The sequence below is a fragment of the Streptomyces sp. NPDC088252 genome (assembly GCF_044740965.1).
Taxonomy (GTDB): Bacteria; Actinomycetota; Actinomycetes; order Streptomycetales; family Streptomycetaceae; genus Streptomyces.
In genome coordinates, this window is sequence record NZ_JBIURS010000002.1 from 55,744 (window position 1) to 68,720 (window position 12,977).

Consider the following 12,977-nt stretch of genomic DNA (forward strand, 5'->3'; position numbering starts at 1 on the left):
CTGGAATTTTCCGGCCGGCGGGTGAACCCCCGGCCTGGAAGCCTCGTCCTACAAGTCGCACATCGTCCGGAGCGCCACGGCCGAAGGACTCAAGAATCTCTCGCGGAACCACGGGAAGCGATGTCTGTCACGCTAGATGGGGATAAATCAGGATCGGTTCCGAGTCCCGTACGCAAGTTCGTACGCGGCCCGCGACCCGAATCCGTACCGACGCTGGTCGGTACCGCCTGCACCGTCGTCGGCCTGATCGACGTGGCCGCGGGCGTCTTCCCGCGCTTCCGGCACAGCCGGATGCACACCCTCGCCGAGGTGCTCCCCGGCGCCCTCGGCCCGTTCGCCGCAGCCCTCTCCCTGAGCGCGGGCGTCCTGCTGCTCCTCCTCGCCCACGGCCTCAAGCGACGCAAGCGGCGGGCCTGGCGGGCGGCCGCCCTCCTGCTGCCGGCCGGCGCGCTGGCGCAGTTCGCCTACCGGCACTCCGTCATCGGCACGCTCGTCTCGCTGGCGCTCTGCCTCCTGCTGGTCCGCCACCGCGGCGAATTCGCCGCGCTCCCCGATCCCCGGAGCCGCTGGCGGGCCCTGGCCAACTTCGTGCTCCTCGGAGCGGGTTCGCTGGGCCTCGGCCTGATCATCGTCAGCGTCCACCCCGGCCGTGTCGTGGGAAGCCCTAGCGTCGCCGACCGGCTCCAGCACGTGCTGTACGGGCTGTTCGGATTCGAAGGCCCCGTCGAGTACGCCGGAGTCACCTCCTCGACCGTGGCGTACTCACTCGGCGCTCTCGGCCTGCTGACCGCCGTCACCACCATCTACCTCGCCTTCCGCCCCGAGCACCCGGCCGCACGCCTCACCGAGGACGACGAGGCCCGGCTGCGCGCCCTGCTGGAGAAGCACGGCGGCCGCGACTCGCTCGGCCACTTCGCGCTCCGCCGCGACAAGGGCGTCGTCTTCTCCCCCAGCGGCAAGGCCGCCGTCTGCTACCGCGTCGTGTCCGGGGTGATGCTGGCGAGCGGCGATCCGATCGGTGACGTGGAGGCCTGGCCGGGCGCCATCGAGCGCTTCATGGACGAGGCCAAGGCCCACTCCTGGACCCCGGCCGTGATGGGCTGCAGCGAGACCGGCGGCGAGGTCTGGACCCGCGAGACCGGGCTGGACGCGCTGGAACTCGGCGACGAGGCGGTGGTGGACGTCGCGGATTTCTCGCTCGCCGGGCGCGCGATGCGCAACGTACGCCAGATGGTGAAGCGCATTGAACGACTTGGCTACGAGACACGGGTCCGGCGCGTCCGCGACATCGACGAGGCCGAACTGGCCCACATCCGGCGGGCCGCCGCCGACTGGCGCGGCACCGACAACGAGCGCGGCTTCTCCATGGCGCTCGGCCGGATCGGTGACCCGGCCGACGGGGACTGCATCATCGCCACCGCCCACAAGGCCGACGAACACACCGCCGACTCCCCGTACGGCGACCTGAAGGCCGTGCTCCACTTCGTCCCGTGGGGCGAGGACGGCATGTCCCTCGATCTGATGCGCCGCGACCGTTCCGCCGACCCCGGCATGAACGAGCTGCTGATCGTCGCAGCCCTCCAGTCCGCCCCGCAGCTCTCCGTCGAGCGCGTCTCGTTGAACTTCGCGATGTTCCGCTCGGCGCTCGCCCGCGGCGAGAAATTGGGCGCGGGACCGGTGCTGCGGACCTGGCGCGGACTGCTGATCTTTCTGTCGCGCTGGTTCCAGATCGAGTCGCTGTACAAGTTCAACGCCAAGTTCCGGCCCCGCTGGGAGCCCCGCTTCGTGGTCTACCGTGCCGCCGGCGACCTGCCCCGCATCTCCCTCGCGGCGATGCAGGCCGAGGGCTTCGTGAACCTCGCGCTGCCCCGTCCCTTCGCCCGCCGCTTCCCGCGCCGCCGGGCCCGCCCCTGCGCCCACACCCCGCCTCCGGGCCAGGAGCACCACGCCCGCGCGGCATAACAGCACGCCGTATCGGCCTACGCTGGTCGCATGAGTACGTTGCGTGGACGAGGCACGGTCCAAGGCCTGCCGGAGTGGGACCGCTGTGCGGTCATGGGTGTCGTCAATGTGACCCCGGACTCCTTCTCCGACGGGGGCCGCTGGTTCGACACCACGGCCGCGATCAAACACGGCCTCGACCTGGTCGCCGAGGGCGCCGACCTGATCGACGTCGGTGGCGAGTCGACCCGTCCGGGCGCCAGCCGGGTGGACGCGTCGGAGGAGCTGCGCCGCGTGGTCCCGGTGGTCAAGGGCCTGGCGTCCGAAGGGGTCACGGTCTCGGTGGACACCATGCGGGCCCGTGTCGCCGACGAGGCGGTCAAGGCCGGGGCCGCCCTGGTCAACGACGTCAGCGGCGGCCTCGCCGACCCCGACATGGTCCGGGTCGTCGCCGCGGCCGACGCGCCGTTCGTGGTGATGCACTGGCGCGGCTTCAGCGAGTCCATGAACAGCCGGGCGGTCTACGAGGATGTCGTCGCCGAGGTCGTCACGGAACTGCGGGAGCGGATGGACGCCGTGGTCGCGGGCGGAGTCGCCCCGGAACGGATCGTGATCGACCCCGGTCTCGGCTTCGCCAAGGAGGCCGGCCACGACCTCTCCCTGGTCGCCCACCTCGACGAACTGCGCGCCCTGGGCCGTCCGCTGCTGGTCGCCGCCTCCCGCAAACGCTTCCTCGGCCATGTGCTGGCCGGTGACGGCGCCGCGCCGCCCCCCGCGCGCGAACGCGACGCCGCCACCGCTGCGATCTCCGCGCTCTCCGCCCGCGCGGGTGCCTGGGCCGTGCGGGTCCACGAGGTCCGGGCCACGGCCGACGCCGTACGGGTGGCCCGCGCCGTCGAGGGTGCCGCATGAGCGGGCCCCGCGACGAGCACGCGGAGGCGGCCGCCGACATCGCGGCCGTCGAGCAGGCCAACACCTCGTTCTACGAGGCGATGGAGCGCGGCGACTTCGAGGAGCTATCCGGCCTCTGGCTGCCGGGCGAGGACCTCACCGTCTCCTGCGTCCACCCGGGCTGGCCGGTGCTCACCGGCCGCGGCGAGGTGCTGCGCAGTTATGCCCTGATCATGGCGAACACCGAGTACATCCAGTTCTTCCTGACCGACGTCGGGGTCTCGATGACCGGCGACACGGCACTGGTGACCTGCACCGAGAACATTCTCAGCGGCGGCCCCGCGGAGGACGGCAACGCACTCGGGCCGCTGGTCGGGCAACTCGTCGTGGCCACCAATGTGTTCCGGCGCACTCCGGACGGCTGGAAGCTCTGGTCCCATCACGGCTCGCCCGTAATGACCGAATCCGATGAGGACGAGGACGGGGAATCCCCCTCCTGACCGAGGCACCCGCCCGATGGGTGGGTTGGAATCCGGGTCCGCGGGTAGTAGCGGCTACCAGCCCCGCGAGGCCTCCCCACAGCCCCCGCGGGCGAGCACTGTCGGTGCCCGCAGGTAGATTCGAAAGAGAGCACCTCGCCGTCCGCACGCGGCCCCGTGTCTCTACGCCCTACGACAGCAGGAGTGATTCGCGTGGATCGTGTCGCGCTGCGCGGCCTCAAGGCCCGTGGACACCATGGCGTCTTCCCCCGGGAACGGGAAGAGGGTCAGACGTTCATCGTGGACCTGGTGCTCGGCCTCGACACCCGCCCCGCGGCAGCCGCCGACGACCTGACGAAGACCGTGCACTACGGCGTCGTCGCCGAGGAGGTCGTCGACGTGGTGCAGGGAGAACCGGTCGACCTGATCGAAACGCTCGCGGAGCGCATCGCCCAGCAGTGCCTCAAGCACGAAGGAGTCGAGGAGGTGGAGGTGGTGGTGCACAAGCCGGATGCGCCGATCACCGTCCCGTTCGACGATGTGACCATCACCATCACCCGGAGCCGAGTATGACTGCATTTTCTCCCAAGGGGCAGAGCGACCCGACCGTACAGCCGGTGCCCGCCTCCGTGGTCGAGCAGGTGGACGCCGCGGACATCACCCTCTCCAATCCCAAACGTGCCGTGATCTCCCTGGGCTCCAACCTCGGCAACCGCCTGGAGACCCTCCAGGGCGCCATAGACGCTCTGGAGGACACCCCCGGCCTGCGGGTCAAGGCGGTCTCCCCGGTGTACGAGACGGAGCCCTGGGGCGTCGCTCCCGGTTCTCAGCCCTCGTACTTCAACGCGGTGATCGTCGTGAAGACGACGCTTCCCCCGTCCTCGCTCCTGGAGCGCGGCCAGGCCATCGAGGAGGCCTTCGACCGGGTCCGTGAGGAACGCTGGGGCCCACGCACCATCGACGTCGACATCGTGGCGTACGCGGATGTCGTCTCCGACGACCCGGTGCTCACCCTGCCTCACCCCCGGGCCCGTGAACGGGCCTTCGTCCTCGCACCGTGGCACGACGTCGACCCCGAGGCCCAGCTGCCCGGCGCCGGCCCCGTCGCGGAGCTGCTGGCCGGTGTCGGCCGGGAGGGCGTACTGCCCCGGGCCGATCTGGAACTCCGTCTGCCCGAGTAGTCGTTAGGCTCGACGGACACGGATCACTGGCGATACGGACCGGTGGCGACACGGGCCACCGGCAGCGAAGGGCGGAGCACTCGGTGAAGCAACTACGGCTCGGGGTACTGGCCGGCCTCTTCGCCGCGGCCGGGGTGCTCTCCTGGGGCGGCGCCCGCCTCTGGGACTCCGTCGGCAGCCTGCCGAGCGTTCCCCTCGCCGCACCGATCGTGCTCGCGGTGATCGCGGTCATCCTGCTCGCCACTGCACTCTCCATCCGTTCCCGGCTGCGCGCCCAGCGCGAGCGCCGGCCGGGAGCCAAGGGCGTCGAGCCACTGATGGCGGCGCGGGCCCTCGTCTTCGGTCAGGCCAGCGCGCTGGTCGTCTCCCTGGTGTCCGGCATGTACGGGGGCACGGGCGTCTTCCTGCTCGGCTCCCTCGACATCCCCGCCCGTCGTGACCAGGCGATCTACGCGGGCTTCGCGGTGCTGGCGGGTGTCGCGGTGGTGGCCGCGGCCCTCTGGCTGGAGCGCATCTGCAAGCTCCCGGAGGACGAGGACAACGACAAGAGCTCGGCGGCCGCGTAGGGCCACCGAGCTCTCCTCCGTCGCTGTGCCGGAACTCAGCGCGCCATGATCAGGCTCATCGCCTCGGCGCGCGTCGCGGGATCACGGAGCTGCCCGCGCACCGCCGACGTCAGCGTCTTCGCACCGGGCTTGCGGATACCGCGCATCGACATGCACATGTGCTCGCACTCGATGACGACGATGACCCCGCGCGGCTCCAGGATGTCCATGAGCGAATCGGCGATCTGGGTGGTGAGCCGCTCCTGGACCTGGGGTCGCCGGGCGTAGACGTCGACCAGACGGGCCAGCTTCGAAAGGCCGGTGATCTTTCCGCTGGTCGCCGGGATGTACCCGACATGCGCGACGCCCCGGAACGGCACCAGGTGGTGCTCGCAGGTGCTGAACACCTCGATGTCCTTGACCAGCACCATCTCGTCGTGGCCGAGGTCGAACGTGGTCGTCAGAACATCCTGGGGCTCCTGGTGGAGACCCGCGAATATCTCCTTGTACGCCCGTGCCACCCGTCCCGGCGTCTCACGCAGTCCCTCACGGTCCGGGTCCTCGCCCACGGCGATGAGGAGTTCGCGAACGGCGGCCTCGGCCCGCTTCTCGTCGAACTCACCGATCGGACCCTGGCCCTCCAATGTCACCGGGTCGGTCATCTGTGCCTCGTTCCTCTGAGCTGTCACCCGCACCTACCTCCGTACGGGCGTACGAAAAAGCCGCGCCCCCACAGGCTAGAACCTGCGGAGGCGCGGCATCCATTCCGGGCCCGGTGCGGCCCCGTGACAGGGGCCACACCCGGGTTGCGGATCAGCTTTCCGGGCGCTCCTCCGGGATCACCTCGGTGGCCGGGACGGTGTCCGTGGGGACGACCGAGCCGTTCGCCGTGGTGGCGCCGTTGGTGAGGGCGAGCTCCTTCGGCGAGAGCACCGGCGGCCGCGTCGACGGGGTGCGTCGGGCTGAACCGGTCCAGGCCGGACGGGCCGGGCGCTTCACGATCGGGGCGAAGATCTCGGCGATCTCCTCCTTGCCGAGCGTCTCCTTCTCCAGGAGCTGGAGAACGAGGGCGTCCAGCACGTCGCGGTTCTCGACGAGGATCTCCCACGCGTCGTTGTGCGCGGTCTCGATGAGCTTCTTGACCTCTTCGTCGACGAGGGCCGCGACCTCTTCCGAGTAGTCGCGCTGGTGGCCCATCTCCCGGCCCACGAAGGGCTCGGTGTTGTCGCCGCCGAACTTGATCGCGCCGAGCCGCTCCGTCATGCCGTACTGCGTGACCATCGCTCGGGCCGTTGCCGTGGCCTTCTCGATGTCGTTCGCGGCACCGGTGGTCGGGTCGTGGAAGACCAGCTCCTCGGCCGCGCGCCCGCCCAGCATGTAGGCCAGCTGGTCGAGCATCTCGTTGCGCGTCGTGGAGTACTTGTCCTCCTCCGGGAGCACCATCGTGTAACCGAGGGCGCGGCCGCGGGAGAGGATCGTGATCTTGTGGACCGGGTCCGCCTGGGGGGAAGCCGCCGCGACCAGGGCGTGTCCGCCCTCGTGGTACGCGGTGATCTTCTTCTCCTTCTCGGACATGATCCGGGTCCGCTTCTGCGGGCCCGCCACGACGCGGTCGATGGCCTCGTCGAGCATCTTGTTGTCGATCAGCTTCTGATTGCCGCGCGCCGTGAGGAGCGCCGCTTCGTTCAGCACGTTCGACAGGTCGGCACCGGTGAAGCCGGGCGTACGACGGGCGACGGCGCCGAGGTCGACGTCCTTCGCGACCGGCTTGCCCTTCTGGTGCACCTTGAGGATTTCGAGACGGCCCTGCATGTCCGGCCGGTCGACCGCGATCTGCCGGTCGAAGCGGCCCGGACGCAGCAGCGCCGGGTCGAGGATGTCAGGCCGGTTCGTGGCGGCGATCAGGATGACGCCGCCCTTCACGTCGAAGCCGTCCATCTCCACGAGCAGCTGGTTCAGCGTCTGCTCGCGCTCGTCGTGGCCACCGCCCATTCCGGCACCGCGGTGCCGGCCGACGGCGTCGATCTCGTCGACGAAGACGATCGCCGGGGCGTTCGCCTTGGCCTGCTCGAAGAGGTCACGGACCCGGCTGGCACCGACACCGACGAACATCTCGACGAAGTCGGAACCGGAGATCGAGTAGAACGGGACGCCCGCCTCGCCCGCGACGGCGCGTGCGAGCAGCGTCTTGCCCGTACCGGGAGGCCCGTACAGCAGGACACCCTTGGGGATCTTGGCGCCGACGGCCTGGAACTTCGCCGGCTCCTGGAGGAACTCCTTGATCTCCTGGAGTTCCTCGACGGCCTCGTCCGACCCCGCCACATCGGCGAACGTCGTCTTCGGGGTGTCCTTGGTGATCAGCTTGGCCTTGGACTTCCCGAACTGCATGACCCGGGAGCCGCCGCCCTGCATCTGATTCATCAGGAACAGGAAGACGACCACGATCAGGACGAAGGGCAGCAGCGAGAGGAGGATCGAGATGAACGGGGACTGCTTCGACGGCGAGACGGTGTAGCCCTTGTCGATCTTGCCGCTCTCGAACTTCTGCTGCAGCGTGTCGGCCAGCTGGACACCTTGGTCGCCGATGTAGCTCGCCTGGAACTTGCTGCCGGACTCGCCCGAGAGCTTCTGGTCCTTCTTCAACTCGATCTTGATGATCTGTTCGTCACCGGTGGTCAGCTTGGCCTGCGCCACCTGGTCCTTGCTGATCGCCTGGATCACCTTGCCGGTGTCCACCGATTTGTAGCCGCCTGACGAGCCGACGACCTGCATCAACACGACCACGGCGAGGACGGCCAGCACGATCCACATGACCGGCCCACGGAAGTATCGCTTCACGTCCATCCATACGGGGCGATGACGCCCCGTCCCTCCTGCCCGTAGGTAAATGCTGCTGTGAGAAAAGACTGTTCTTCGGACGGTACCCCAGCATTGTCACCCGCGACCGCCGGGGACGTCTGTCAAAACCTGCCTTCGAATGCTCAACGGCGGGAATCCGGTGAAAGGTTCCCGGCGCCCCGTCCGGGTCGAGCCGGCCCCTGTGACCGGGAGGCGTTCAGCCGCCGTAGACGTGCGGGGCGAGCGTGCCGACGAAGGGGAGGTTGCGGTACTTCTCCGCGTAGTCCAGCCCGTATCCGACGACGAACTCGTTGGGGATGTCGAAACCGACCCACTTGCAGTCGAGCGCGACCTTGGCCGCGTCCGGCTTGCGCAGCAGGGTGCAGATCTCCAGGGACGCGGGCTCGCGCGAACCGAGGTTCGACATCAGCCAGGACAGGGTCAGGCCCGAGTCGATGATGTCCTCGACGATCAGGACGTGCTTGCCCTTGATGTCGGTGTCCAGGTCCTTGAGGATCCGGACGACTCCGGAGGACTGGGTGCCCGCACCGTACGACGAGACGGCCATCCAGTCCATGGTGACGGGGGTGGACAGCGCACGCGCCAGGTCCGCCATCACCATCACTGCGCCCTTGAGGACGCCGACGATGAGCAGGTCCTTGCCCGCGTACTCCGCGTCGATCTTCGCGGCCAGCTCGACGAGCTTCGCGTCGATCTCTTCCTTGGTGAGGAGCACCGACTGAAGGTCGGTGCCCATGTCCTTCTCGTTCACCCGCGTCTCTTTCTTTGCCTGCCGGTCCGGGGCGGTGCCCCGGCCCTGCGCGGCCGCTCGCCTGCGTGTCAGCCGCTCGTGCTTCAGCTCTGCCGAATCACCAGTCTGCCACCCTGCCGCCTGGCTTCGACGCGGCCGGGCAGGTTGATGGCCCGCTGGCCGCGCCAGCCGGTGATCAGACGGTCGACTTCCTCGATGTGGCGGGCGAAGAGGGAACCGGGCGGGGAGCCCGCCTCCATGGCGGCCCGGCGCAGCACCCGGCGGCGCACGGCGGGCGGCAGCGCGTACAGCTTGGCGCACTCCAGCCGGCCCGCGTCGTCCCGCACGGTGCGCTCGGCCTCGGCGGCCCAGGTGTCCAGGGCGTCGGCGTCGTCGCGGGAGAGCTGCGCCGTACGGGCGAGGGCCTCGACGACTCCCTTGCCCAGCGCCTTCTCCAGGGCGGGCAGACCCTCGTGGCGCAGTCGGGAGCGGGTGTAGGCGGGGTCGATGTTGTGCGGGTCGTCCCAGACGGGCAGCGACTGGACGAGGCAGGCCTTGCGGGCGGTCTGGCGGTCGAGCTGGAGGAAGGGGCGACGGTAGCGGCCGGCCGGTCCCGACGCGGCGGCCATGCCGGAGAGCGAGCGGATGCCGGAGCCGCGGGCCAGACCCAGCAGCACCGTCTCCGCCTGGTCGTCACGGGTGTGGCCGAGCAGGACGGCGGCGGCGCCGTGCCGTTCGGCCGCCGCGTCCAGCGCGGCGTAGCGGGCGTCGCGGGCGGCGGCCTCGGGGCCGCCCTCGTGGCCGACCTGCACGGCGACGGACTCGACCGGGTCGAGATGCATGGCGGCGAGGCGGTCGACGACCTCGGCGGCCCGGGTGTCGGATCCGTCCTGGAGACCGTGGTCGACGGTGATGCCGCCGGCCCGGACGTCGAGTTTGCGGGCCTCGAAGGCGAGGGCGGAGGCGAGTGCCATGGAATCGGCGCCGCCGGAGCATGCCACCAGCACGAGTGGGGTGTCCGGGCGGTCGGGGAGCGGGGCGCGCCGCCTGCCCGCACCGGCTTCGGCGAGCTCGGGGTGCGGGGTGCGCCGGGTGTGTTCGGTGAGTACGTCGTGGAGTACGCGGCGGACCGCCAGGCGTATCGCCGCGACCGCAGGATGGGGACCCATGTCCGGTGCCCTTCGTGAAGTTCGGGGGGAGGTTCCTCGGAGTGCCGGGACGGGAGAGTGCCGTCACTCAGAGTGCGTCGATGGTGACAGAGGCAAGCCGTCCATCGAGCATTGCACGCCTTCCCATGCCCCTACGGTCCCTCGGATGGGTGATTACCGGCGCGTTCTCGTCCTGTCGTCCGCCGTCGGGCCCGTCGCGATCAGGACTCTGCCTTACGGTGCACCCTCGCGATCCAGTCCGTCGGCTTCGCGATCTCCGCCTTGGTCGGGAGGGTGTTCGGCGAGGTCCAGACCCGGTTGAAGCCGTCCATCCCGACCTCGTCGACCACGGCGCGGACGAATCGTTCGCCGTCCCGGTACTGGCGCAGTTTGGCGTCGAGGCCCAGGAGCTTGCGCAGCGCCTGGTCGAGGCGGCTCGCACCGCGCGCCCTGCGCTGCTGGAACTTCTCCCGGATCTCGCCGACGGAGGAGACGACCTCGGGGCCGACGCCGTCCATCACATAGTCGGCGTGCCCTTCGAGCAGGGACATCACGGCGGTGAGCCGGCCGAGGATCTCGCGCTGGGCGGGCGTCTGGACGAGTTCGACGAGGCTGCGGCCGCCGTCCTCGCCGTCCTCTCCCTCGGGGCGGCCCCCGGCCAGGGACTGGGCGGCCTCGCGGAGTCGTTCCAGCACGGTCACCGGGTCGACATCGGTCTCTTCGAGGAATGACTGGATCTCGCCCTGCAGATGGTCGCGGAGCCAGGGCACCCCGGTGAACTGGGTGCGGTGGGTCTCCTCGTGGAGGGCGACCCAGAGCCGGAAGTCGTGCGGGTCGGCCTCCAGCTCGCGCTCCACGTGGACGATGTTCGGGGCGACGAGCAGCAGCCTGCCGCCGCCGTCGGCCGAGGCCGGGAAGTCACGGGTGGCGGGGGCGAACGTCTCGTACTGGCCGAGGACCCGGGAGGCCAGGAACGACAGCAGCATCCCCACCTCGACACCGGTCACCTTCCCGCCGACCGCGCCGAGCACGGCGCCGCCGGGCCCGTTGCCACGCCGGTCCTGCATCTTTCCCAGCAGGGGGCGGAGCAGTTCGCGGAAACCCGCGACATTGGCCTTGATCCAGCCCGCCCGGTCCACGATCAGGACCGGGGTGTCCTCCGGTTCGGTCCCCTCGGGGATCATCCGGGTGAAGGAACGGACATGCTCCTCCGCGGCCTTGGCATGCCGGCGCAGTTCCGCGACGACCTCGCGGGCCTCCTCGCGGCTGATCTCGGGCCCCGGCCGCACAAGTCGGGTCGCGGTCGCGACCGCGAGATTCCAGTCGACCATCTCGGCACCACCGATGCTCGTCATGCGTCAACCGTACGTGCTCGGCTCCGTCCGCGGTGTGGTGTTGACCGGCTCACCGGGTACCGGCGGCGAGGGTCGTCCGGTGCTCCCCGACGGATCCGCGCGGGGCGTCGGAGGCGGTGCGTCGCGCGGCGGAGGGGCGCTCGCGCGCACGAGGCCGGGGAGCGCCCGGGTACGGGATCCACGCGGGGCGCAAGGTGCCCGTGCGCCGGAGGCGTTCCGGTGACACGGCGCGGCGGCCCGGCCGTCCTCGCGCGCCCGCCGGGGATCACCGGACGGACCTGAGGCCGGTGGCGAGGGCGTCGAGGGAGGACTGGGCCTCGGACGGGGAGGTCGTACCGGATGCCAGGAAGGCGAAGGCGAGCAGTCGGCCCCGCCGGTCGACGACCGTCCCGGCGAGGGAGTTCACACCGGTGAGGGTGCCGGTCTTGGCCCGGATCAGGCCGGTGCCCTCGGACTTCTCGTCGTACCGGCCGCTGAGGGTGCCGGTGAAGCCGGCCACGGGGAGGCCGGTGAGGACCGGGCGCAGTTCGGGGTGGTCCGGGTCGGCGGCACGGGCGAGGAGTCCGGCCAGCAGTCCGGCGGTGACCTTGTCCTTGCGGTTCAGCCCGCTGCCGTCGGCGAGGTTCGCGCCGGTCAGCGGCAGGCGGAGCTTCTTGAGCCGTGCGGTGACGGCCCGCCGGCCGCCGTCGAAGTCGGCCGGTTCGCCCGTGGCCAGGGCGGTCTGCCGGGCGAGTGCCTCGGCGATGTCGTTGTCGCTGTTGGTCAGGGCCCGTTCGACCAGGGCGGAGAGCGGGACCGACAGATGCGTAGCGACCGTCCGGGACTTGGCGGCCGGACGGCCACGCACCGGGTCGGACCGGGTCGCGATCCCGGCGTCGTGGAGCAGTTCGCCGAAGGTCCGGGCGGTGTCGCCGGCCGGGTCGTCGCTGCGGGGGGCGGGTCCGCTGTCGCTGTTGTCGAGCCTGCCCTCGTCGGTCGTCAGGGCGCTGACGGGGGCGATGTTCTCGTTGGGGCCGATCGGGTGCCGTGCGGGGCCGGAGTAGCGGGAGGTGTCGTACGCGAGGCGGACCGACGTCACGCCGCGGCCCTTCAGGGCGCGGGCGGTGTCGGCGGCCAGGGCGCGCAGAGCGGCCTTGTCGAGGGTGGGGTCGCCGCCACCGACCAGGGTGAGACCGCGGGAGTCGGGGGACGCCCGGACCGTCGTGGCGATGCGGTGACCGGGGCCGAGCGCGCTCAGCGCGGCGGCCGAGGTGGCGATCTTGATGGTGGAGGCGGGCGTCATGGGTGTGTCGGCACCCTGACCGTACAGCCGCTCGCCGGTGGCGGTGTTGATGACGACGGCGCTGCGCACGGTCCCGAGGGCGGGGGCCTTCAGCAGCGGTCCGAGGGTGGCGCGGAGGGCGGCCGCTGCGCCGTTCGGGGTGTCGCGCGCGTCCGGGGCGGAGTTGTCGGTCGCGGCGGAGAGGGGCTGGAGGACGGCCGGGGCGCTGGGCGCGGGTTCCGGTCCGGACGGTGTGCCGGATCCGTGATCTGCGCCACCTGTACGGATCCGGGCGGCGGCCCAGTCCTGCTCGGCCTTACGCTGACCCGAGTCCCAGGGGCCGGCGGCAAGGACGACGCCGGCCGCGAGCGCCAGGCCGAGGCCCGCGGAGACGGCCATGAACTGCCGATCGCTCAGCCCCCTCAACCTGATCACGCCACTCCGCCGGGTGAGCCTGCTCAGTTTGTCCAGCGGGTCGACCGACGGTCTCTTCACCGGCTCGTCCACCGTTGACCAGCCCCTTTCGCGAGCACACATCTGCGTGGGGGACACTTAATCACCAGTCGTATGTGTTGATCATGGAGGAG

12 protein-coding genes are annotated in these 12,977 nt (G+C 70.6%); 6 read left to right on the forward strand and 6 right to left on the reverse strand.

Going from position 1 to position 12,977, the window contains the following annotated elements; translation table 11 throughout:
* Window positions 1-120 precede the first annotated feature (120 nt).
* From ACIOHC_RS04015 to ACIOHC_RS04040, 6 genes are all read left to right on the forward strand, one after another.
* A complete protein-coding gene (locus ACIOHC_RS04015) occupies window positions 121-1,962 on the forward strand; it encodes a phosphatidylglycerol lysyltransferase domain-containing protein (RefSeq protein WP_351077481.1) in 1,842 nt (613 codons plus the stop codon).
* A gap of 30 nt (window positions 1,963-1,992) precedes the next feature.
* Window positions 1,993-2,853: a dihydropteroate synthase gene (gene folP, locus ACIOHC_RS04020; RefSeq protein ID WP_351077484.1), complete on the forward strand. Its 861-nt coding sequence runs from the start codon at window positions 1,993-1,995 to the stop codon at window positions 2,851-2,853.
* Window positions 2,850-3,332 (forward strand): nuclear transport factor 2 family protein, encoded by a 483-nt coding sequence (locus ACIOHC_RS04025; RefSeq protein WP_351077487.1) that lies wholly within the window; start codon window positions 2,850-2,852, stop codon window positions 3,330-3,332. The genes folP and ACIOHC_RS04025 overlap by 4 nt, the downstream gene beginning before the upstream one ends.
* Window positions 3,333-3,524: 192 nt before the next feature.
* Window positions 3,525-3,884: a dihydroneopterin aldolase gene (folB, locus tag ACIOHC_RS04030; protein ID WP_351077489.1), complete on the forward strand. Its 360-nt coding sequence runs from the start codon at window positions 3,525-3,527 to the stop codon at window positions 3,882-3,884.
* Entirely contained in the window at window positions 3,881-4,492 is a 612-nt protein-coding gene (gene folK, locus ACIOHC_RS04035; protein WP_376211228.1) for a 2-amino-4-hydroxy-6-hydroxymethyldihydropteridine diphosphokinase, read from the forward strand. The genes folB and folK overlap by 4 nt, the downstream gene beginning before the upstream one ends.
* Before the next feature lie 83 nt (window positions 4,493-4,575).
* Window positions 4,576-5,058 (forward strand): DUF3180 domain-containing protein, encoded by a 483-nt coding sequence (locus tag ACIOHC_RS04040; protein WP_351077492.1) that lies wholly within the window; start codon window positions 4,576-4,578, stop codon window positions 5,056-5,058.
* A 35-nt stretch (window positions 5,059-5,093) separates the two neighbouring features.
* Here the strand turns inward: ACIOHC_RS04040 and folE are convergent, their stop codons facing one another.
* From folE to dacB, 6 genes are all read right to left on the reverse strand, one after another.
* A complete protein-coding gene (folE, locus tag ACIOHC_RS04045; protein ID WP_351077564.1) occupies window positions 5,094-5,699 on the reverse strand; it encodes a GTP cyclohydrolase I FolE in 606 nt (201 codons plus the stop codon).
* Window positions 5,700-5,850: 151 nt separating this feature from the next.
* Entirely contained in the window at window positions 5,851-7,881 is a 2,031-nt protein-coding gene (ftsH, locus tag ACIOHC_RS04050) for an ATP-dependent zinc metalloprotease FtsH (RefSeq protein ID WP_351077494.1), read from the reverse strand.
* A gap of 211 nt (window positions 7,882-8,092) precedes the next feature.
* Window positions 8,093-8,632: a hypoxanthine phosphoribosyltransferase gene (gene hpt, locus ACIOHC_RS04055; RefSeq protein ID WP_072487175.1), complete on the reverse strand. Its 540-nt coding sequence runs from the start codon at window positions 8,630-8,632 to the stop codon at window positions 8,093-8,095.
* 98 nt (window positions 8,633-8,730) lie between these two features.
* The gene (gene tilS, locus ACIOHC_RS04060) at window positions 8,731-9,795 is read right to left on the reverse strand and encodes a tRNA lysidine(34) synthetase TilS (RefSeq protein WP_351077497.1); all 1,065 of its coding nucleotides are present in this window, start codon (window positions 9,793-9,795) and stop codon (window positions 8,731-8,733) included.
* A 200-nt stretch (window positions 9,796-9,995) separates the two neighbouring features.
* Window positions 9,996-11,129: a zinc-dependent metalloprotease gene (locus tag ACIOHC_RS04065; protein ID WP_351077500.1), complete on the reverse strand. Its 1,134-nt coding sequence runs from the start codon at window positions 11,127-11,129 to the stop codon at window positions 9,996-9,998.
* Window positions 11,130-11,394: 265 nt separating this feature from the next.
* On the reverse strand, window positions 11,395-12,927 hold the full coding sequence (gene dacB / locus ACIOHC_RS04070) for a D-alanyl-D-alanine carboxypeptidase/D-alanyl-D-alanine-endopeptidase (protein ID WP_401841737.1): 1,533 nt from the start codon (window positions 12,925-12,927) through the stop codon (window positions 11,395-11,397).
* Window positions 12,928-12,977 lie beyond the last annotated feature (50 nt).